This is a genomic window from Bradyrhizobium barranii subsp. barranii (assembly GCF_017565645.3).
GTDB lineage: Bacteria > Pseudomonadota > Alphaproteobacteria > Rhizobiales > Xanthobacteraceae > Bradyrhizobium > Bradyrhizobium barranii.
Genome location: NZ_CP086136.1, coordinates 7,748,691 through 7,769,291, shown reverse-complemented (window position 1 = coordinate 7,769,291; position 20,601 = coordinate 7,748,691). Strand labels below are relative to the sequence as shown.

General features: G+C 60.4%; 18 protein-coding genes. 9 read left to right on the top strand and 9 right to left on the bottom strand.

Annotated features, from left to right (window positions below; translation table 11 throughout):
- Positions 1-3: 3 nt before the first annotated feature.
- From J4G43_RS37825 to J4G43_RS37805, 5 genes are all read left to right on the top strand, one after another.
- Positions 4-588 (top strand): protein-S-isoprenylcysteine O-methyltransferase, encoded by a 585-nt coding sequence (locus tag J4G43_RS37825; RefSeq protein WP_208088033.1) that lies wholly within the window; start codon positions 4-6, stop codon positions 586-588.
- Positions 589-797: 209 nt separating this feature from the next.
- Positions 798-995 carry a hypothetical protein gene (locus J4G43_RS56125; RefSeq protein ID WP_071911340.1) on the top strand — a complete coding sequence of 66 codons (198 nt, stop codon included), beginning with the start codon at positions 798-800 and terminating at the stop codon, positions 993-995.
- 88 nt (positions 996-1,083) lie between these two features.
- Positions 1,084-1,773 carry a hypothetical protein gene (locus tag J4G43_RS37815; RefSeq protein WP_225005340.1) on the top strand — a complete coding sequence of 230 codons (690 nt, stop codon included), beginning with the start codon at positions 1,084-1,086 and terminating at the stop codon, positions 1,771-1,773.
- A 695-nt stretch (positions 1,774-2,468) separates the two neighbouring features.
- Positions 2,469-2,876 carry a Rap1a/Tai family immunity protein gene (locus J4G43_RS37810; RefSeq protein ID WP_071911343.1) on the top strand — a complete coding sequence of 136 codons (408 nt, stop codon included), beginning with the start codon at positions 2,469-2,471 and terminating at the stop codon, positions 2,874-2,876.
- A 216-nt stretch (positions 2,877-3,092) separates the two neighbouring features.
- A complete protein-coding gene (locus J4G43_RS37805) occupies positions 3,093-4,709 on the top strand; it encodes a B12-binding domain-containing radical SAM protein (RefSeq protein ID WP_208088032.1) in 1,617 nt (538 codons plus the stop codon).
- Here the strand turns inward: J4G43_RS37805 and J4G43_RS37800 are convergent.
- From J4G43_RS37800 to J4G43_RS37785, 4 genes are all read right to left on the bottom strand, one after another.
- Positions 4,689-5,606, bottom strand: a complete 918-nt coding sequence (locus J4G43_RS37800; protein ID WP_208088031.1) for a lipid A biosynthesis lauroyl acyltransferase — start codon at positions 5,604-5,606, stop codon at positions 4,689-4,691. The two genes, J4G43_RS37805 and J4G43_RS37800, sit on opposite strands and share 21 nt — an antisense overlap.
- A 527-nt stretch (positions 5,607-6,133) precedes the next feature.
- Positions 6,134-6,901 (bottom strand): IS21-like element IS1631 family helper ATPase IstB, encoded by a 768-nt coding sequence (istB, locus tag J4G43_RS37795; protein WP_038952109.1) that lies wholly within the window; start codon positions 6,899-6,901, stop codon positions 6,134-6,136.
- 4 nt (positions 6,902-6,905) lie between these two features.
- Positions 6,906-8,663, bottom strand: a complete 1,758-nt coding sequence (istA, locus tag J4G43_RS37790; RefSeq protein WP_100214066.1) for an IS21-like element IS1631 family transposase — start codon at positions 8,661-8,663, stop codon at positions 6,906-6,908.
- A 154-nt stretch (positions 8,664-8,817) separates the two neighbouring features.
- Entirely contained in the window at positions 8,818-9,846 is a 1,029-nt protein-coding gene (locus J4G43_RS37785; RefSeq protein ID WP_071911349.1) for a hypothetical protein, read from the bottom strand.
- A gap of 373 nt (positions 9,847-10,219) precedes the next feature.
- Between J4G43_RS37785 and J4G43_RS37780 the strand changes: the two genes are divergently transcribed.
- On the top strand, positions 10,220-10,786 hold the full coding sequence (locus tag J4G43_RS37780; RefSeq protein WP_071911351.1) for an OmpA family protein: 567 nt from the start codon (positions 10,220-10,222) through the stop codon (positions 10,784-10,786).
- Between the two features lie 117 nt (positions 10,787-10,903).
- On the top strand, positions 10,904-11,806 hold the full coding sequence (locus tag J4G43_RS37775; protein ID WP_208088030.1) for a hypothetical protein: 903 nt from the start codon (positions 10,904-10,906) through the stop codon (positions 11,804-11,806).
- 120 nt (positions 11,807-11,926) lie between these two features.
- Here the strand turns inward: J4G43_RS37775 and J4G43_RS37770 are convergent, their stop codons facing one another.
- Positions 11,927-12,244, bottom strand: coding sequence for a hypothetical protein (locus tag J4G43_RS37770; protein ID WP_225005338.1), 318 nt, complete (start codon positions 12,242-12,244; stop codon positions 11,927-11,929).
- 195 nt (positions 12,245-12,439) lie between these two features.
- On the opposite strand from J4G43_RS37770, the gene J4G43_RS37765 reads away from it, so the two are divergent.
- Complete coding sequence (locus tag J4G43_RS37765; protein ID WP_038952271.1) at positions 12,440-13,708, top strand: IS256 family transposase; 1,269 nt, start codon at positions 12,440-12,442, stop codon at positions 13,706-13,708.
- 10 nt (positions 13,709-13,718) lie between these two features.
- Here J4G43_RS37765 and J4G43_RS37760 read toward each other — a convergent pair whose 3' ends face one another.
- Together J4G43_RS37760 and J4G43_RS37755 are read right to left on the bottom strand one after the other, a co-directional pair.
- Positions 13,719-14,333, bottom strand: a complete 615-nt coding sequence (locus J4G43_RS37760; protein ID WP_225005336.1) for a hypothetical protein — start codon at positions 14,331-14,333, stop codon at positions 13,719-13,721.
- Between the two features lie 212 nt (positions 14,334-14,545).
- Positions 14,546-15,424, bottom strand: coding sequence for a hypothetical protein (locus tag J4G43_RS37755; RefSeq protein WP_063981811.1), 879 nt, complete (start codon positions 15,422-15,424; stop codon positions 14,546-14,548).
- A 201-nt stretch (positions 15,425-15,625) separates the two neighbouring features.
- On the opposite strand from J4G43_RS37755, the gene J4G43_RS37750 reads away from it, so the two are divergent.
- Positions 15,626-16,255, top strand: a complete 630-nt coding sequence (locus J4G43_RS37750) for a hypothetical protein (RefSeq protein ID WP_071917287.1) — start codon at positions 15,626-15,628, stop codon at positions 16,253-16,255.
- An 88-nt stretch (positions 16,256-16,343) separates the two neighbouring features.
- Here the strand turns inward: J4G43_RS37750 and J4G43_RS37745 are convergent, their stop codons facing one another.
- Both J4G43_RS37745 and tssH read right to left on the bottom strand, forming a co-directional pair.
- Entirely contained in the window at positions 16,344-17,930 is a 1,587-nt protein-coding gene (locus J4G43_RS37745; protein WP_208088029.1) for a class I SAM-dependent methyltransferase, read from the bottom strand.
- A 5-nt stretch (positions 17,931-17,935) separates the two neighbouring features.
- Positions 17,936-20,575, bottom strand: a complete 2,640-nt coding sequence (tssH, locus tag J4G43_RS37740; RefSeq protein ID WP_208088028.1) for a type VI secretion system ATPase TssH — start codon at positions 20,573-20,575, stop codon at positions 17,936-17,938.
- Positions 20,576-20,601 lie beyond the last annotated feature (26 nt).

Below are 20,601 nucleotides of genomic sequence, written 5' to 3'. Positions count from 1 at the left end.
CAAATGACGCCCACCATTTCAAAAGTCATCTTCGTTGCGTTGGTAATCGGCTGGTACCTCATACGCTATAAGTACGCGCGGCGTTCCCGCCGTGCGAGGGTTGTGCGGAGCGCTCGCGGCCCCCTGGAAACTGCGCTCCTGCTCATATCTCTTTCGGGACTCGGACTTGTGCCGCTCGCCTACGTAGCGACAGGAATGCCTCGTTTCGCAGATCACAGTTTTTATCCCTGGTTGGCTTGGCTGGGGTCTTTCTTTGCGATTGCGGCTTTGGGCGTGTTCCACCTGACACACCGTGCACTCGGCCGGAATTGGTCGATAAGTCTCGACGTGCGGGAGAACCATGAGCTTGTGACGGAAGGGATTTACCGGAGAGTTCGACACCCGATGTATTCGGCATTTTGGCTGTGGGCCATCGCCCAGGCATTGCTGCTGCCGAATTGGATCGCCGGTTTTGCAGGCATTGCCGGCTTCGGGATTTTGTTCTTCGGCCGCGTTGCAAGAGAAGAGCGAATGATGTTGCAGACGTTTGGCGACAGCTATCGCGATTATATGGCGCGGACCGGTCGAGTCTTCCCGTGGATACTCTGAGGTAGGTCCCGGCACGTCTCGACCTGTGGTACCCACGAGGCTGATTTGGAACCAGACGCCTCAATTTGCGTGCCATTTCCGCAACATACGGCAGAAAAAGCGGTCGGAACCGCGGACTCCCCGGTCTATTCGTTGGTGCCGTGGCGAGTGTCGGGTTATTCCTATGCGTGTCAGGTGAATCCAATCGTTCCGAACAATGGTGAGAACCGATGTTGAAATTCGTTGTCCTTGGAATCGCTTCTTTGGCTTTCGTGGGAACCGCAGCTGCTGCGGACCTGCCACGGCCTCAGCCGGTTGCCGTCGCGGCGCCGGTTGGCAAAGCTCCGATCGGCAAATATCCCGTGGGTAAGAGCCCCGTGGGCAAATACCCGGTCGCTGCCCCGGCTCCGTTGGTGACCAAGGGTTGATCTGACTATTCATTCGTACGCCAGCGGCGTTCGTTTGGGGTAGCAGATTACCTGTGGCATCGGATCTTGGATCCAAGAGGATTCGAAGATGGCGGAAGTGATTCGGAAGTATCCGGGTCTGGAGCTTCTTGCAAAGGCCGCCATGCTGGCGGCCTTTGTAGGCTTGGGGGCGGGGATCAGTAGCGCGCAACCAGTCGTGGCGCGTACCGACCAGCAGCAACGGGACGCTCTCCCCAGTTCGGCGACGAAGCATGCGGCGAGCATGGCTGCTGCTACGTCGGCGATATCCGATGCAAAGCCAGTTCGAAGAGCTGCCGCCACGGGTCCCTACTACGTTGATTTTCGTGCCCGCACGGCGGCAACGTACGGTCATGCATTCGTCTGGTACGGAAAGACGGGCGAAAAGCAGGTCGAGGTCGCTGGTCTGGCTCCGGCCGGCGACGAGGTGCCCTATATCCTGGGACACATCATGTTTGTCCCTTCTGAGACGGGGGCGACCTACGGTGATCTTGACGAGCAATATCTGACGGCCAGCTATCGCGTCTATTTGTCTGAGGCAGACGCCAAGAAGGTCTTTGCTTATATCAAGCGCCAGCAGGAGTCTTCGCCGCTCTGGAATGCAGCAACGACAAACTGTACTGCCTTTATTGGCCGCATAGCGACGTTCATGGGCCTCAACGCTCCGTTTCATCTGCTAAAGCCTGAGGAATACGTCAACAAACTCAGAGAGCTGAACGGGGGGCGAAAAACGGTGCAGCTTGAACCTGGTCGAGGCTAGAATCCTCGGATTGAGTTCATCCGGTTTTCCTTGCGTCAGGATGGGTGTGAGGTCTTCAAGAAATTCAAGCGAGCTTGTTCTTTGAGGATGCGGTTCGATACGACCAACATTCGTGCGCTGCCTCGCCTGGTTGATGAATAGGCCGCGATGGGAACGTCCGTGGAGCTGCGCTGCAAGGCAGCTCCACCTCAGCTTGGACATTGCTAAGCTCTTGTTGGAAACCGTTCTGAGGGTGAAGTCCTCCTTGGCGTAGTTGAGGAAGGTTCGCAGAACTTGTCGTCGCAGACGAAGATCACCGCTTAGGCAATGGTTCTGCGTCGAGGCCGAGCATCGACATCAATCGACCAGTGCACGTCGCGTACACGGCAGGATAATAGATGCTCTCCGCGCCGGATCGAGATCTGTACCATCAGCACGCTTGTCGCCGCCGATGTTGATTCGCGATCATGATCGCGGTGTAGCCGACCTTTGCGGCGGTCACGGCGCGTAAAGCTGCGTGTTGTCAAGTCGACAAGGGCTCTTTTAGCTTTGTGGAAATGGAAGAGGTGAGTTCACTTCGCTCCTATTCGAGCGCGGTGGATCAGACGCTTTTTTTGAGCTAAGCCGTCTGAGCCGCCTGGAACGGCGCGGGCGGCCGCTCTCTTGCAGCATACTCAATGCCTGCAAGCTATCGCGCCGGTATTCGGGGGACGCGGATGCGGGTCCATATGATTGTTGCCGGCCTTATCCTAGCGATCATCGGGAAGGCCAGTGCCACGGTTGTCGATAAGGGAACCGACGCGCAAAAGTCTTGCGAGCTGCTTGTCAAGAACTCGCTTCGCAATCAGGACGAAGCTCGGTCCGCAGGCGCATGTGAGGGAATGATCGAGACCGCGATGCTCTTTTCGCCAAATCTGCCCGCTGACGTGCGTGCATGCCCCCCCGCGCAAGGCAGCCCTTTGCAAAGTGCGAAGGTTTTTCTGCAGTATCTTGATAACAATCCGGATCGAGTGAATGAACCGGGGATCACCGTCGCGATCGAAGCATTCAGGGATGCTTGGCCCTGCCGTGGGGACGGTGCCGGAACTGGACCGAAAAAGCGTGCCCCAAAAAAATCCAATTAGAACGCGTATCTGCGGATACTGATACTAGCCTTACGGTCCGCGATGTTCGCGTCCGGCCTGATTGATTCGCAATGCACTACCGTCGGGGTGTGCGAGCTGAACCGCAGTGCTCACCTCCATAACCAGCACTCAAACGCCTTATTGACGAGCGAAGCGAACCCTTGAGCCCCGATAAACAGCGGGGCATTGTGCCATCAACGCCCGGGCTGGAACAGCATGACAATCCCCTGCCGCGTCCTGATGATCTATCCGAAGTTCGTTCCGAATTCGTTTTGGAACTATGCGGAGGCCTGCGAACTCGTCGGCGCGAAGTATCCAACGGCGCCACTCGGCCTGATCACCGTCGCCGCTATGTTGCCGAAGCATTGGGACATCCGGCTCGTCAACCGCAATACCGAGGCGTTGACAGATGCGGACCTCGACTGGGCCGATCTTGTGATGATCGGCGGTATGCTCAACCAGCAGCCTGATGCCATCTACCTGATCGATCTCGCCCACCTGCGCGGCAAGCCAGTATGTGTTGGTGGGCCGGACGTCTCCTCCAGCCCGCATCTTTACGCGGACGCGGACTTTCAGGTGATCGGCGAGGCCGAGCATGTCATCGAGCAGTTCATCGCCGCCTGGGAAAGCGGCGAACGCAAGGGCGTGTTCATCGCCGAGAAATTCACGATAGATGTCACGCTGAGCCCGATGCCTCGCTACGATCTGCTCAACTTCGATCACTATCTATACATCGGCTTGCAGTATTCGCGTGGCTGCCCGTTCACCTGCGAGTTCTGCGATATTATCGAGCTATATGGTCGCGTGCCGCGTACCAAGACCAACGATCAGATTCTCGCAGAGTTGCAGGCGCTCTACGATCACGGTTATCGCGGGCATGTCGATTTCGTCGACGACAATTTCATCGGCAACAAGAAGAACCTCCGCACCCTGATGCCGCGGCTCAAAGCCTGGCTGGAGGAGCACGACTATCCATTCGAGTTCTCAACCGAAGCCTCGATCAACATCGCGGACGACAGCGAGTTGTTGCAGGCAATGAAGGATGCGAACTTCTTCGCGATCTTCGTCGGCATCGAGAGCCCGGATCCCGAGACGCTCGTGCAGATGAAGAAGAAGCAGAACACCAGGCGCAACATCGCCGAGTGCATTCACAAGATTTACGGCTACGGCATGTTCGTCACCGCTGGCTTCATCGTCGGGTTCGATAGCGAAAAGGCCTCGATAGGACAGGCGATGGCCGACCTCATCGAGGAGGCGAGCATTCCAGTCTCCATCGTTGGACTGCTTTATGCGCTGCCTGGGACACAGCTTACACGGCGGTTGGCCGCGGAAGGCCGCTTGCACCAGGGCCATGACCTCATGAATGTCGAGCAGACGGGCGACCAGTGCACGCTCGGATGCAATTTCGATACTAAGCGTCCGCTTCGTGACATCCTTGCCGATTACAAGGCCGTGCTCGGGCACGTCTACAGTCCGGCAGCATATGCAGGACGGCTGTCGCGTCTCGCCGCCATGCTCGACCGGTCCGACCGACGCCGCGACCTGCCGGATGGCGACGTGCGCAAGAGGCTTGGCGGCATCGACAGCGTACACAAGATCATGCGGGCCCTGCCGAAGGTTCGCGAGCCGTTCTGGAAGACCTTCGTCGAAGTCGCGGAGACCAATCCGGGCGCGCTACGGTACATCGTGATGCTGATGGCGTTGTACATGCACCTCGGGCCGTTCTCGGAACGCGTGATCGGCGAGATTGATCGCCGCATTGCCGAGCTGGACCATGTACCTCCACTAAGGGCTACCGCAGTCAGTCAAGTGCTACCTCCAGCGACGGTGTAGCCACAGCCACTGATCGGGATATTCGCGGATCCAGCCCTCGATGACCGATGTGACCGCCTGCATCGTTCCCTGAATGTTAATTTGTCCGGCGGCATCGCGGACCGGCTTCACTTCTTCAGACAGTTCGCCACGAAAGCGCTGTCCGGGCAGACGGATGACGCGCACACCATGAATCGGGCACTCAATCTGCCGCAGCAGTCGCGCAAGCATCGGATTGGCCCTGGTCTTGCGGCCGAAGAAAGTAACCTCGACGCCGTTGGTCAGATACTGGTCGACCAGCATTCCAACGTGCTGGCCACTTTTAAGGGCCTCGGCAAGTCTTAGGGGCGCATCACGACCCGCGGGAATGAGCGTGCCCATTTTCACGGCGCGCATATCCTGGATGATGCGGTCGGCGGACGCGATGTTGGGTCGGCGATACAGGATCGCAGTATCCAACCCGTGCGCGACGGCTGCCAGGGCCGGAAGTTCCCAGTTAGCGAGATGACTCGCAAAGATCAGCGCCGGTTTGCCGTCGAGCCGCAGCTGCGTAAACAATTCATATGAGCGCCTGTCGATTTCGATGCAGCTAGCTTCGGGCCGTGCGGGATCATAGTTCCAGATGTGATCAAGATGCGCGAATTCGGCGCCGACTCGACCGAGATTGTCCCAGACGCCTGCGAGAATGGTCTCGATCTCTGCAGGCGATTTTTCCGGAAATGCGGCGGTTAGATTGGCTCGACCGGTCTTTTGCTCCCGCATCATGGGCCCGATTGAGCGAGTGATCCGAGCGAATAAGTTGGCGGTCTTGGTTGGATCGAAATGGCGAGCGGCACGCAGTATTCCGATCGTCAACGCGCCCACCGCCGCTTGGCCCAGGGGCTTGGTCACGTCGCGAAGTTGGAGCCCGGTCCGCATTGCAACGACAACCTTGGCTTACAATTTCGGCTTCCACGGGCTTCAGCGCGCATCATCATGCCACCGATACGCGATGCGATCAAAGACACCGACGAGTTGCGCAGGGCGCGCCTCTCGAGTTCGCCTGCAACGGAGGATGAATCGTGCGGGTTCGATCGAGTGCTTCGCGCGTAACAATGAGCGCGCCCAGGCGTAGGGTGCAGTCCAATCGCGACATCAGCTCCGAAGCCGATTGAGACGTGAGCAGCCGAAGCGATACTTCGGAGCTCGGGTCCTCGCTAGTTCTCAAGCCAGACACTCATGCCCGGCTCAAGGTCTGTCGAATCTCCCTTGGGATCGAGGCGTAAGCGCAGCGTATTGCGGTCATGATGGCCGATGACACGCTCTGCCTGCCAAGTGGCAAAGTAAGCGTTTCGGGGCCGTCGGGGCAGCTTTTGACCCAAGGCGACATTCCCCGCGGGTCACTTCAAATTCCTCCGGGTGTGGTCAGTCAAATTCCTCCACCCGCGAGGCAGGACAAGGGACTGTTAGTTTGAGTTTGTTTCCCGGGCAAGAGCTTCAGCGGCTTCTTTGAGCCGATAGCTGCGTCCGTCGAACTCAAGCAGATGGCAATGATGCATAAGGCGATCGAGGATCGTCGTGCTCATAGTGTTGTCCCCAAGGTATGCCCCCCAATCCTGCACGACGCGATTGGAGGTGACGATGACGCTGCGGCGCAGTTTGTAACGCTGATGGATCAGGGTCTGCAGCAAAGTGCCGGCGTCGTCGGGGATGGCGCGTGCGAGGAATAGATCGTCCAGCACGAGGAGATCGCAGTCGATGATGGTTCGCAGCCGGACCTCGCGTTGTGCCGGAGAGTTCAGGGCGTAGCGGTGGAAGAAGTCGTCGGTCTCAAGATACTGGACCTTGTGGCTTTGCAGGATCGCCTGATAGGCAATCGCCTTGGCGATGTGCGACTTCCCGGTGCCAGGTTTGCCAACAAGCAGAGCGTTCTCGCCAGCGGCAATGAACGCCAGGGTGTGGAGCTGGAAGCAGGTCTGACGTGGCAGTTTGGGATTGAAGGACCAGTCGAACTCGGCGAGCGTCAGCTTTTCGTCGAGCCCGGATTGCTGGTATCGCCGCTCGATAAGACGGGACTGACGACGGTCCAGTTCATCCTGCAGGATAAGGGAGAAGGTCTCGAGGAAGGGCTGGTTGGCGCCCTGCGCCTGGAGCACGCGCGTCTGCAGCGTGTCGCGGACACCCGACAGGCGCAGCTGTCGTAGGCAACGCTCAATTTCCGGCATGGTCATCATGTGGCTAGGTCTCCAGTTTAAGGTGAGAAGGTGCAGCGGGAGCGCTCGTGGCGCCGGAGTTGGCCGGGGTTGCGCAGGCGACACGAGCGCGGATTGCCGTGGCGTGATCGTCGTGAGCCTCGGCCTGCCGACCATTGTCGTCGGCGTCGCGCCGCACAGCGCGGCTGAAGAGGTCGCCGTATTCCGCGGGGGTACGGATCAGCGGATGATCCTGGGTGAGCGGCGATGCCGGCTGTGGCGTCACTCCAACCTGCTCGATCGCCTGTTCGAACAACCGCTCGACGGTCGCACGCACGTGCTTGTAGCGGTAGATGCGGTTGTCGATGGCGTGCGCGCAGGCCTGCTCGACCAGCCGCGCCGGATACTTCCGGCCCAGCCCGACAATGCCCCACATCGCGCGCTGTCCGGGGCGCCCTTCGGTGTCGAACACCTGCTGGCACAAGGCCCTGGTCTGCGGTCCGATGCGCTCGGCGCTCGCCAGCAGCACGGCGGTTTGCCGCGACGGGTTGAACGGCCGTTCGCTGGTCGGCAGGACGACAGAACCGGGGTGCGCCATCCGGGAATGAACACGCAGCAGCGCACGGGTGTGGCGATCACGGATCTCGATCGTGGTGGTGTAGATGCGCACGACGACCTGGCTGCCGATCGGCGCGGGCCGCGCGGCGTAATAGCTGTTGTCGACGCGTACGGTGGTGTCGTCGCAGACAGTCCGGACGACTTCGGTGAAGATGCGGAAGGGAGCGACAGGCAGCGGCCGCAGGTGCGGCTTCTCTTCCTGGAACATCGCCTCGACCTGACGGCGCGTGCTGCCGTGGATGCGTTTGGAAGCCCAGTTCTCCTCCCAGTGCCTCAAGAACTCGTTTTGCGCCTCCAGCGTCTCGAAGCGCCGTCCGGCCAGCGCAGTGCCCTGGGTATGTTGAATCGCATTCTCGACGCATCCTTTCCGATTTGGATCGGCCACGCGCGCGGGATCGGCGACCACGGCGTAATGAGCCAGCATCGCGCTGTAAATCGGGTTGAGCTGGGGCTCGTACAAATCCGGCTTGAGGACGCCTTCCTTCAGGTTGTCGAGCACGACATAGCTGGGGACCCCGCCAAAATACCGGAACGCCTCTTCGTGGAGCTGCGCCCAGACTTGTTGGCTGGACTTCCAGACTACCCGCCGGAAGCTGCGCCGCGAGTAGCGTAGCGTCATCACGAACAGGCGGGGACGACGGTACCGCCCGCTCTTCGGATCAACCGTCGGCGCGCCCTCGCCATAGTCGACCTGAGCTTCCTCGCCGGGGAGGAACTCAAGACGATCAAACTGCTCAGGATCAGCGTGCCGCAACCGGCGCACAAACCGCTTGACACTCTGGTAGCTGGACGGAAAGCCAAATTGATCAACCAGGTCCTGGTAAATCGCCTGCGCGTTCCGCTTCAGCCGGACCTGTTCTTCGATCCACGTCCGATGCGCTTCGCAAGCCGAACGGGCCAGGCTGCTGGTGACCGTCGCTTCCGATGTCCCAAAAGCCGGTGGTCGGGGTGGAGGAATTTGGCCGTCCGCGCTCACCGAGCCGGTGGTCACTTCCCCGGGGGAATTTGCCTCCGCACCGGCCCGCAGCGCCTGATAACGCCGGATCGTCTTGCGATCGACACCCGTCAGCCGGTGAATCTCGCGCTGGCTGGTGTTGCGATCAAGTAATGTAAGTACGGTGCTTTGCAGATGTCGCTTCAAGACGTTCAACTCCCCGGCCCCTTGCTGGCTAAAGGGGTCGAACATAAACGTCCTGCCTGACCGGCTACTGCTGTTCAGCGGCGCTGACGGCGATCATCAGGTGGGGGAGTTTCAAGTGACCATACCCGGGGGATTTTGACCGACCCACGGGGCATTCAACGTCTGGAGTGATTTCCAGCTTCTGTCTGATCTTCGGATGCTAGCCGGGGAAGTCGCGGAACTCCTTGACGAGATTAAACGGAATTTTCCACCCGGCGCCTCCCCCGCGCATCAGCATCTTGATGTCTTCCGCCCTGTTCTCTTTTCCGGTTTTCGGATCGGTCTCCAGCGTGTGGCCTTGGCTGTCCCAAGGTTTGGTCGCGCTCTTCGAGTAGTAGCCGAGAAAATGGCCGGATTCATGGGCAGACGTGTTAGGCCCGCGTTGCGAGCTGATGAAGGCAAGGTCCAGCCCGCGAGCAAACGAGCCATTGGCGAGGCCGCCATTGGACCAAACCTTATCGACGCAGAAAATGGTTAGATGGGCGCCCTGAACTTTGTGTTTGACGAAGATGCCCTTCAGTTTTTCGACGTCGATCACATCGGGAAAGGTCGCCAGGCTCGCATCCTTCATGCCAGTCGCATTGGCGATCTCCTGTTTGATGGCAGCCTGCGAGTCGTCGATGACCAGCCAGTCGCTTGGCACCCGCTCGAAGCGGATGTTGGCCTGCGGCCTCCATATATTGTTCATCGTCAGCAATTCATCTTGCTCGTTGCAGGGCTTCTTGGCGTGAAACGCCGGAGCGCCGCCACTCCCCGGAACCATGACATTGCGGAACGCCACCTTGATTTTGATTTCCGGTAGCACCACGACATAGAGCTTGGCTTCGATCTTCCGGCCGGCCGACCGGGCCACCACCTCCAGGCCGGGAAAACCAATCGGCTTAATCCGGCCATTGATTTCGAAAAACCGTGCATCGCCATTGAAGGTGGCGGGAAGTGACGCCGCCCTGAGCTGCGGATCGATATCGGGTTTGGAGAAGGTTTCTCTGGCCTGCATGACGCGTCTAAGGGTATCGGCGCCATCGATCTCCTTGATCCCGAGGGCATGGGCGTTCGGATCGACTTTGAGCTTTCTTCCGGGATCGATCAGCGCCACGATGTTGGAGCCGCCGAACGGCACCACCATGCCCGGCGGGCTGCGGCGCTCATCGATGCCGGAGCGGCGGAAAACCTCTTGAAAGGCGGCCATGTCTGGTTCTCCTGTCTCAGTTCGGTCCGTCAACGCGAAATTTTGCGCGCGGAAATGAGAGCCTCCTTCGGCGGCGGGAAAACAATCTGGCCGGCCCCCGCGGCGAGACGCAGAAAATTTCGGCGGCGAAGTTTCATGGCCAGTTCCTCCGCAACAATTTGGTACGGACGGCAATAGGCGTAGCCTACCCCGCTTTCCGGAGAGCGCGGAAGGCCAATCAATGTCCGCTAATGGCCCTGTTGAGGGCGCCCGCACCTCGCCTTTGAACTTCCCCGACCGGTCACGTCACTACTAGTCATAGCCGTGGTGGGAGCCGACGCTCCCTCCAGCGCTCAGCTTTGGGCAGGCCACGCCAGCAACGGGAGAAATTGTCATGGGACGCGCGCCGCAGCCACTGCCGCAATACACGCCGCCGGGCCCGGTGGAACAGATGCCGAATATGGCGACGCAACCGCAGTGCTCGCCGCTTGCCAAGGTCCACAGCGCCGCCGTCTTTCCCTACGTGGCCAATGAAGTCGCGACGTCTCGCACCGAGGTCGGCCATCTCGGCGTGGACGTCAGTCTGGTCCCGCCGGCCGGCATCTGCCAATATCTCATCATCTGGGATTTCGGCGTCGACTGGCGGCATCTCAAGAACATCGCCAAGCGCGATCCGCTGTTGGCAGCGCAGCTCATCCGATTCGAGACCGACAAGTCGTTGCAGTTCCAGATCGTCGGATACAGCGACAGCACCGGCGGCGAACGGAACAACAGCTTCCTGCGCACGGGCCGGGCCAAGAACGTCTTTCACCTGTTCGGCCCAAGCGCCCGCTCGCGCGTTTTCTCCGTCAAGCCCGCTTCACTCTACGAGTATCTGAAGGACAACACGACCGTGATGAACAGGGCCGCCAATCGCGCTGTGGTCGTCGAAATTTTCGGCGGCGGCGGCGGGACGATCTAGCCACCTTCGACAACGCGAACGGAGGGGCGGGCCGGCTCCTATTCGTGCAGTACAGCGTTTCAGCGCTTGCGGGGCCTAGCCGGACACTATTGCTCGACCACGCAAGGGAGGTAGGTCATGCCACTGACCGAAGGCGACGTCCTGGACACACTCAGTGACTCGGTAGCGCTTGGCATCGAGTTCTACGTCGACAAGATCCATATCAAGGGCGAATACTTGACGACAGTTCGCGATCACATTCGTGCCGGCAATATATTGGTGAAGGGCGGCACTCAGGATCTCGCCTTCTACGATCTGGTTACGGATGTTCTGTTGACGCAGAAGAAGTCGCCGCCCGCAAATGATAGCGATCGGGCGCTGCTCCTGCATGAGTGCGTCCACGCCATGATCGACGTCTATGATCCTGACGGCGCTGTTACGCGCCACATGGGCGAACTGGCGGCCTACCTCACTCAAACCACATATAGCGTTCGCAAGAATCCGTCGTCTAACCGCAACGGCACGGCCCCCTGGGACAAATTCTGGGGCGACCTCTACGCCACGGTGCGCGCCAATAAGCTCGACACCAGCGCGGGCAACGGCGTCCGGATCCCGTCGGCGACGCTCGAAAATCTGCGCCGGCAACTCGCAGCGCTGCCTTTTGTGAACTATGGTGATTTCACAAAAGAAGCGACGGGCGTATCGGATGGGCTGACCCGCAGGAACTTATTTCTGTCGAGCGATGAACCTGTGTCCATGCGATCATCGAGCGTTTCCCACGAAACTTATGTTGATCCGAGCGACGACTATTTGGTGCGCACCCTGATGGAGGCCTACGCTAGCGCCGATGTTAAAGGGTATGGCAGCCGACTGCGCCGGCTACGTCGTGATTTTCTCTATTGCTCGCTGTCTCGCGCCCATGAGCTCCGGAAGAGGTTTTCGGTGCGGAAGCGTGGAGACCGGCTCTCCGAACTGTTTCACGATCGCCTGTCGCATGGCGGCCGCGCAATTCTTCTCCGTGTGCTTGCGCTGCGAAGCTGACCAGCACGCAAGTCGGAAAAATACTTTTGAGAGGAAGAATGCGCGACCGCACCGCGTCGAATGCTCGGCGTGTCGGTGCTTCAGTTAAGTAGACTCCCGACCACTCCCTTGCAGCGGGTTCTAGTCCAGGTGCCTTGCGCGCAGATCTTGAAGGTCCTTTTTCAATGCCACAAGATCCAGCCCGCGAGGAAAAGTGAGGCGTCCAGAGCGGATCACGAGGCGGACGTACGGATAGCGCTCCTCGGCAAGCATCGGAGAACTGATTTTGTATTTGTGCCAATCTTCAACGATGTGTGCCTGTTGCTCGACGTTGTATGAGTCCCAGGAATCGCCCGGCGTGTACTCGTAGCCGGAACCGATTGTCTGCGCCCAGAAGGAGCGCGCCATCGTCCAGTTTGAATCGTTGAACGCCTGCCACACATGGGTCATTTCGTGCACGAAGAGGTCGCAAATGCGGCCGAAGTCGTCGCACAAGAGACCGAAGGTGGGGCTGGGCGATGCCAGGTTACTGAACGCGACACTGCCAAGATTGATGGGAGCTATGGCGGAATCTGGGTGATGACGGTGTGAGGAAGGCGGCGTATCGAGGCGGGTGACGAGCCTGCCAGAACCTCTCGAGGAGAGCGATACGCCATGACCGAGACTACCAATGTTCTTGCTTTCCGTCAGCCGTCCGCGGTTGATGATCCACTGACCGATATCGTTCGTGCCGGCGCGCGGGACCTGCTTGCCAGGGCGATCGAGATCGAGGTTGGCGCGTTTCTGGCCAGCACGGCCAATCTGACGCTGCCCGACGGTCGAGCGCGCCTGGTCCGACATGGGCACGGTCCGGTGCGCGAGATTGCGACCGGCATCGGTCCGGTGGAGGTCGCTCGTCCCAAGGTCCGCGACCGCGGAGCGAGCGGGCCAGGCGACCGCCTCCGCTTCAGTTCGGCAATCCTGCCGCTATGGGCGCGGCGGACGAAGAGCCTGGATGCCTTGATCCCGGTCCTCTATTTGCGCGGCATCTCGACCGGCGACTTCCAGGAGGCGCTCTCGGCGCTGCTCGGCAAGGATGCGCCGAACCTGTCGCCTTCGGTGATCGCCGGCCTGAAGGCCGATTGGCAGGTCGAGTACGAACGCTGGCAGAGACGCGATCTGTCGGCGCGTCGCTATGTCTACATCTGGGCCGATGGCGTGTACCTGCAGGCCCGCATGGAAGATCACAGCGAATGCATGCTGGTGCTGATTGGCACCACGCCGGAAGGCAAGAAGGAGCTGATCGGCTTCCAGGTCGGCGTGCGCGAGAGCGCGCAGAGCTGGCGCGAACTCCTGATCGACCTGCGGCAACGCGGGTTACGGATTGCCCCGCAACTCGCCATCGGCGACGGCGCCCTCGGCTTCTGGAAGGCACTGGACGAGGCCTTTCCCGGCACGCGGCACCAACGATGCTGGTGCCATAAAGTGAGCAACGTACTCGACAAGGTCGCCAAATCCGTGCAGGGCCCCATGAAGAACGACCTGCGGAACATCTATCTGGCCCCACACCGGGCCGAAGCTGAAACCGCGATCGACGTCTTCGTCGAGAAATACCACGTCAAATACGGACGTGCGGTGGAGTGCCTGATCAAGGATCGCCATGCGCTGCTCGCCTTCTTCGACTTCCCTGCTGAGCACTGGATCCACCTACGCAGCTCGAACCCGATCGAGAGCGTCTTCGCCACGGTGCGCCACCGAACGGTGCGGACCAAGGGATCGCTGTCGCAACAAACTGCGAAGCTGATGGTGTTCAAGCTCATCGACGCCGCATCGAAGACCTGGCGGCGATTGAAGAGCACGAACCAGTTGCCGAAAGTCATCGCCGGTGTAAAGTTCATCGACGGAATCGAAGTCATTCCGAACACTGAAAGCCACGCCGCCTGATCAGGCCGCGTCACCCAAAATCAGCCATAGCTCGATTGATGGCATACCGCATGCTCGGCACCATGGGATTGCTTCCCCTGAAGAACGGTCCATCGTTCGTCCACGGTCTTCCGCCTGCTCCCAGGCCATTGGTAATCGCAATTGTCTCCCACGGCGGCAGCGTCGGGCCAAAAACGTTGCGCGCGAAATCCCGTTCGCTCACGTCCAGCACGCGCGCGAAGTCGGGTCGGCTTCCTTCACATTCCGGCGGGGTCGGAGCCGTTGGGGTGGGCGCAACCGGTGGAGTGGGCGCAATCGGCGGGGGAGGCGGCGTACCTGGCGGCAGATAGATGAATCCCCCTCGCCATCCACCTCTCCCGCCCGTCGTACCGGAGGAAAACGCGAAATTCTGGCGATCAGGCGACATCGCGCGGCAGCCTACATACTCGGCCAGGTACCAGTTGACCTGGCGTGTGGCTTGTTGGAAATCGCGCTGCTTGACGAGCTTGATGCCCGGAAAATTGAACTCGACGAGGTCCCAGGGGTCGATGCCGATCCGCTTGGCGAGGGATATCCAGGTCTCGCCTGCCGTCACCGCATGTCGGATTCCCGCGGGCGGTACATAGCTTTCGACTACGGGCTTCAACGGCCTTTCCTGGTTCGGCAATGTAAGACCTCCCCCGCCGATTCCTGCGGAACTACGCGTTCTCGCCACCAATACTTATTGGTCGCCGCTACCTCGAGGCGGTTCGATGGTTCCATTCATTCGGGCCACCAACTGGCAGTGGCAAATCGAAGAGCCTCATTCGTAGATTGGAGGCGTAAACACGAAGCAATGTCGAACGAGCGATATCCGCTTTAGCGCCGGCCTTTTGGCTTCGAGCCGAGCAGATCATGCGTGCCGCTGATGCTCACGGTTCCGGAGCACTCGAAACCGCCGAAAAGTCCGCAGGAGCCCGTGACCGTAACGCGCAAGTCTTTGCGCTGGTACATGTCGACCGAAATGCCCACGCGCGAAAAGTCGTTCGCGCTGTTCGGCAGGATCAGATCGATGTGCTCCGCGGCCCATTGCGGTATATGCTTGTTGCTCTTCCAGAACAGCTCATTGCCGGCGTGATGCACGAAGTTCGGTCCGACCGTAAGGGCGCCGTCCACGCCTTCGAATACGAAGCCTGTTTCGTCGATGTGCACGTTCACCCGATCAGGTGCTACGGCGAAATGCAACGAGGTGATGTCCTGGGGCTGCGGGTCCTTGCCGAATTGCGAGCTGTAGGCGTCGCTCCATTGTCCGCGGTCGCGCCCGAGCCCGAAGCCATGGCGGCCCGGGAGATCCCGCGTTGAGAGCGGCCTGTCCGACAGCTTTGGGCGCCAGATCTCCCGAAACCCCTTGCCGATCGTTGCCGCCATCGACAGATCGAGGGCCCAATGCGACGCTTTCTCCGGGCTTTGCCCTTCGGCGAAGGCGTCGAATCCGTCCGTCGTCTTGGCAATGCGCAGCTTCTTGATCAGCTCTTCCCAGTCCTTGGGCAGGAAGGTGACGCCGTCGAGCGTGGTCGTCGCGGCAGCGACACCATACTTCTCGAGCTGGTGTCGGATGTAGGGCTTCTCGTCATAAAGGCGCACATCCGGGTTGGGGCCGGCAAAATAATTCTTCAAATCGATCTGCGGCCGCAGCATGGTCAGTCGTGCCGCGATCTTCCGGTAAGTGTCGGTCGTCGTCGGATCGGTCGTCGTCATGGGGCGCACTCCGAGGCAATCCTCGCCCCAAATTGGTCTCGCCCGGACGGGTTCGGGTTCAATGCCGGCTCGTTTGACCAAGCTGCTGCCCGGCCCAGGTTATTCGAATTCCTGTCGCGCCGATGCAATGACTGTTTGAACCTGCTGATCGGAAACGGCGACCACCAACCGTGGGGTAGTGCGAACAACGAGGACGATCAAATGTCACTGCGAAGCAGGGTGTTGGACGTACTCCATGGCCCGGCGGTCGCACGCATGCGCTTCCGGTTTCCGATCCGCGGCAGCCATGTGACGATTGCGCCGCAAACGTTCCATCACGTCGCCCGCGCGATCCGGTTGGGGCAGGTCACCGTCAGACCTCCGACGGATCTCGCGGCAGGCGTTGCTGCACAATACAACGATGTCGCGAGAACCAGGGCGGACGGCACGGCGGTTGCGGCGAACACGCTGGAGGTCGTGTCGGCGGCGGGGCGGCTGGACGAGGCCTATATCGTCCACGAGAGCCTGCATGCGGCATACGATCTGTTGCGTACAGGCCTTGATGCCAATGCCGAAGAGGCGTCTGCCTACGTCTGCACGGCGCTCTATTGCCGCATGACGGGCCTGCCCCGCCCTCGCTGGGCCAACGGGCCGATCTACGCCAATGCCGCAGAGGTCGCCCGAACGCTGCTGTCCCAGTATCAGAAGGGCGATCCCGGGATTCCCTGGGTCGGCGAGCATGAATGGAAGATGCTGCGTGCAGGTGTTGGCCTTGATCCGGTCTATGCCAGCGGACCCGGCGGTATTCTCACGGGATGGCTCCTCGGCCAGCAATATACCCACGACGGCTAGAGTGCCTGGGGCCGCATCCGTTTCAGGAATTGGCAGGAGCCTCCAACTCCTGCCTTTCATGCCAAAGGAGCCGCCACACTTGAGCGCGTCACGCGACCAGCAGGCCCAGCTTGCCGACCATCGCAAGCGAGCGTTGAACGCTTTCTCGTGTCGACAGCAATAACGGCTCGGCAGGCTGCCCGGCATTATCCTTCTGGTCTATCCGGATGGTCGGGCCGAATTTTTCCGTCATTTCGGCCGTGATCTGGTCGATGGTCCGCGCTCCGTCGAGCAATTGCAGGAAATCCCTGGTCCGGTCGTCCTCCAACTGCACCGTTTGGTGGAGGAGGTTGGTGACGAGCGGACCTGTCTGCGCTTGTCTTCGCGCGAGCAGGCTCGCCTGCGGATGCTCGGTAGCTTCCTTCAACAAAAAGGGACGCGACAGCAGGAACGAAACCTCGCCGCTGCAAGCCAGGATGAACATCGCCTCCGTCAGCACCTTTCGGTCGTCATCCGCCTGCCGGTCGCCCCGCAGCGCGCGGGCCCCATCGAGCAACTCGTCGAATGATAATGCTCGCGGCCAGGCCCGGCCCAGACATAGATGCGCGGCCTTCAAGAGTGGATCGGTTACCGTGACCCTGCTGCCGTCCTGATTCTCGAATTCCATCGCGGAATCGTCGGTCACGCAGGCGTCGGGGTCGACCGGGTTGGTCGTGCTCAGCAAATGGAACCTGGTGACGAAATCGAGGTCGATCTGGCGGGATAGCGAAATGCTGTCGTGGCAGAGCAAGGTGCGCCGAAAGCCGTTGCCGTCGATGAAGTCCTGATATTGATCGCGCGCCATGAACTCGCTCTCCGGGAAGCGCTGCAGCGTCGCGCGAACCTCCTCGGAATAGCCGGCAAGATAGCGTCGTGAGAAATCAGCGTCGCCCAGATATTGCAGGCCATGGCGGCTTGCGTCCTCGGCGACCTCATGCAGCAGGAACGCCTCGGCGCCATCATCGAGATCGTCGTGAAACAGAAGCTCGTCGGGGGACTTGAGGACGCGGTTGTACTGGTCGCGCATAATTGCGCCGTGCACCGAGTTGGCCTTCGAGCCGTCGCTCAGGAACTTCAGGATCGCGCGGGCCTGTCCGACCTTCTCCTTCATGCCGGTGAGACGGCGGGTGTGATACCGCATCATGTCGCGGACCATGTCGCGAAGATGCGAGAACGGGTGCGCATTGTAGCTGACGTAGCAGACCCCGCGGGGAGCCAGGTTCTGCTTGAAGATCATCATCATCTTCTCGCGCACCGCCGGCGGCACCCAGGAATACACGCCGTGCGCTAAGATGTAGTCGAACTCCCCGAAGCCTGCGTCGACATTCATGATGTCGCAATGGAGGAGCTTGATGTTGCTCAGGCCCAATGTGGCGATATTTCGCTGGCCGCGCTCGATCGTCACGCCGCTCAGGTCGACACCGACGAATTCGCTGCCTGGATATTGAAAGGCCATCGGCAACAGGTTGCCGCCAACGCCGCAGCCAAGCTCCAGCACCCGGCAACGCTCCACCGGCGCTGACTGCATGCCGTAAACGGCGGCAATGGTAGCAAGATGATTCGGATGAGTGAGCCCGTAGACGTGGCCGGGGTAGTAGACCTCGTCGTACGACGTGGGACCGGTGTTCGGGGGGCGATGCTCGGTTTGAATGTTCATCGTCCTCAATTCCACGAATATGCGAACTTGTCGTTCTCGATCGAGACCCGCGCTTGCTTGATTTCTTCCTTGGCAAGCGACTTGCTGAGGAACGCGCGCGACAGCTCCGGGAGCAGGGTGTTGGTGATGATGTTGTCAATCATTCGCCCGCCGGAATCCGGGTCGTTGCAACGTGACACAATGTGCTCCACGACCGCGTCATCGTAGTCGAAGGACGCGTTATGATTGTCGCGGAGGCGTCGTCCGATCCGGTCGAGCTGCAACCGAACGATCCCGGCGAGCATCTCGTCGGATAGCGGGAAGTACGGTATCGAGACGATGCGTCCGAGCAGCGCTGCAGGAAACACCTTCAGCAATTCCGGCCTCAGCATCTTGGCGAGTTCTTCCGGCTCGCTGCGATACTTTGGATCGCGCGAGAGGCCCATGATCAGATCGGTGCCGACGTTGGTGGTAAGGATGATCAAGGTGTTCTTGAAGTCGATCCGCCGCCCGTTGCCGTCCTCCATGGTTCCCTTGTCGAACACCTGGAAGAAGATCTCGTGGACGTCGGGATGAGCTTTCTCTACCTCGTCGAGCAGGATGACGCTGTAGGGCTTGCGCCGGACAGCCTCGGTAAGGCGTCCACCTTCGCCATAGCCGACATAGCCGGGAGGTGCACCCTTCAAGGTCGAGACGGTGTGCGCTTCCTGGAACTCCGACATGTTGATCGTGATCATGTTCTGCTCGCCGCCGTAAAGGGTCTCGGCAAGTGCCAGGGCGGTTTCGGTCTTGCCCACGCCGGACGGACCAGCCAGCATGAACACGCCGATCGGTTTCGACGGGTTGTCAAGCTTGGCGCGGCTGGTCTCAATTCGCTTGGCGATCATCGTCAGTCCATGGGACTGGCCGACGACGCGGCGGTTGAGGATCTCCGGTAGCTTCAGCACGGTTTCGATCTCGTCGCGCATCATCCGGCCGACCGGGATGCCGGTCCAGTCAGAGACAACGGACGCCACCGATTGCTGGTCTACATGGGCATAGACCATCCGCTTCTCCGGATGGATGCTCTCAAGTGTGTCGAACTTGCCGCGCAACTCCGCGCGCCTGACAGCCGGATCTTCGCCTTCTTTGGGCTGGGACAGAATCTCTCGGATGCTCCGGATGTCCTTGACGAGTTCCTGCTCTTTGGCCCAATCGGATTCGAGGTTCGTCAGCTTGTCCTTCAGTGCCGCAATGTCGTTGTCGATCGCCGTGATGCGGTCGCTGTCCTTAAGCCCAAGATCGCTGTCGCTGACGAGTGCCGATTTCTCGGCTTCACGAGCGGTAATCGCAACGCGTGCATCCTCGATCAGGGCTGGCGTCGCGCTCTGGCTGATGGCCACGCGCGCCGAGGCGGTATCAAGCAGGCTGACCGCCTTGTCCGGCAACTGCCGTGACGGAATGTAGCGGTGGGACAGGTTAACCGCTGCGACGATCGCAGCATCGGAGATGCGAACGCCGTGGTGCTTTTCCATCGGACCGAGAAGTCCGCGCAGCATGATGCAGCAGGTCTCCACTTCCGGTTCATCGATCTGGATCGGCTGGAAGCGTCGTGTGAGCGCGGGATCCTTCTCGATATACTGGCGATATTCTGCCCATGTGGTGGCGGCGATCGTGCGCAGCGTGCCACGGGCGAGAGGAGGTTTCAGGAGATTGGCCGCATCACCGGTGCCGGCCGCGCCGCCGGCGCCGATCAATGTGTGGGCTTCATCGATGAACAGTATGATGGGGGTGGGTGAGCTCTGGACCTCGTCGATCACCGAGCGCAAGCGCTGTTCAAACTCACCCTTCATGGAAGCACCGGCCTGCATCAGGCCGATGTCGAGCGCACAAAGCCTTACACCGCGGAGCGGTGGCGGCACGTCGCCGGCGGCGATTCGCTGGGCGAATCCCTCGACAACTGCGGTCTTGCCGACGCCAGCCTCGCCGGTAAGAATTGGATTGTTCTGCCGCCGTCGCATCAGCACGTCGATCAGTTGGCGGATTTCTTCGTCCCGGCCAAGGATCGGATCCATCTCACCTGATTTGGCCTTGGCGGTGAGATCCTGGGAGAACCGGTCGAGCGGCGTCGTCCCCTTGGGACCCGCTTGGGCCGCGCCTTCCGTGCCTGCGCCGACCAGACCCGAACCGTCCATCGGCCGCATGGTTTCCTCGTCGGAGCCGGCCCAGACGTTGCGGCGCTCCGCGGCGAGTGCGTCGACGTTGACCTTGGCGAATTCCTGCGAGAGGTTGTTCAGCGTGCGACGAATATCGTTCGATTTCAGGCCCGCCACGAGCAGATGACCGGTGCGGATCTGGGTCTCGCCAAAGAACAGCGTGGCATAATGCCAGCCCCGGTCGAGCAGATCGATGACCGGATTGGCGACGCCCGGCATGTCGGTTTCGTTCTTACGAAAGCCATTGATCACGCCGGCAAGGTCCGACAACAAGCGCGCCCGGTCGAGCTTGTAATGATCGACCGAGAGGCTGAGATCGTTGCGTTCCTGCTGCAGGATATGAAACAGCCAGTGCGCAAGCTCGACGTTGCGATTGCCGGCGCTCTTCGCGTGGCGCAGGGCCTGTATGAAGGCATCATAGCCGGCCCGGTTCAGCTTGCCCGTTACAGCCTCAATGCTGATGTCGGTCACGGCGGATCCTCCTGCTTAATCCATCC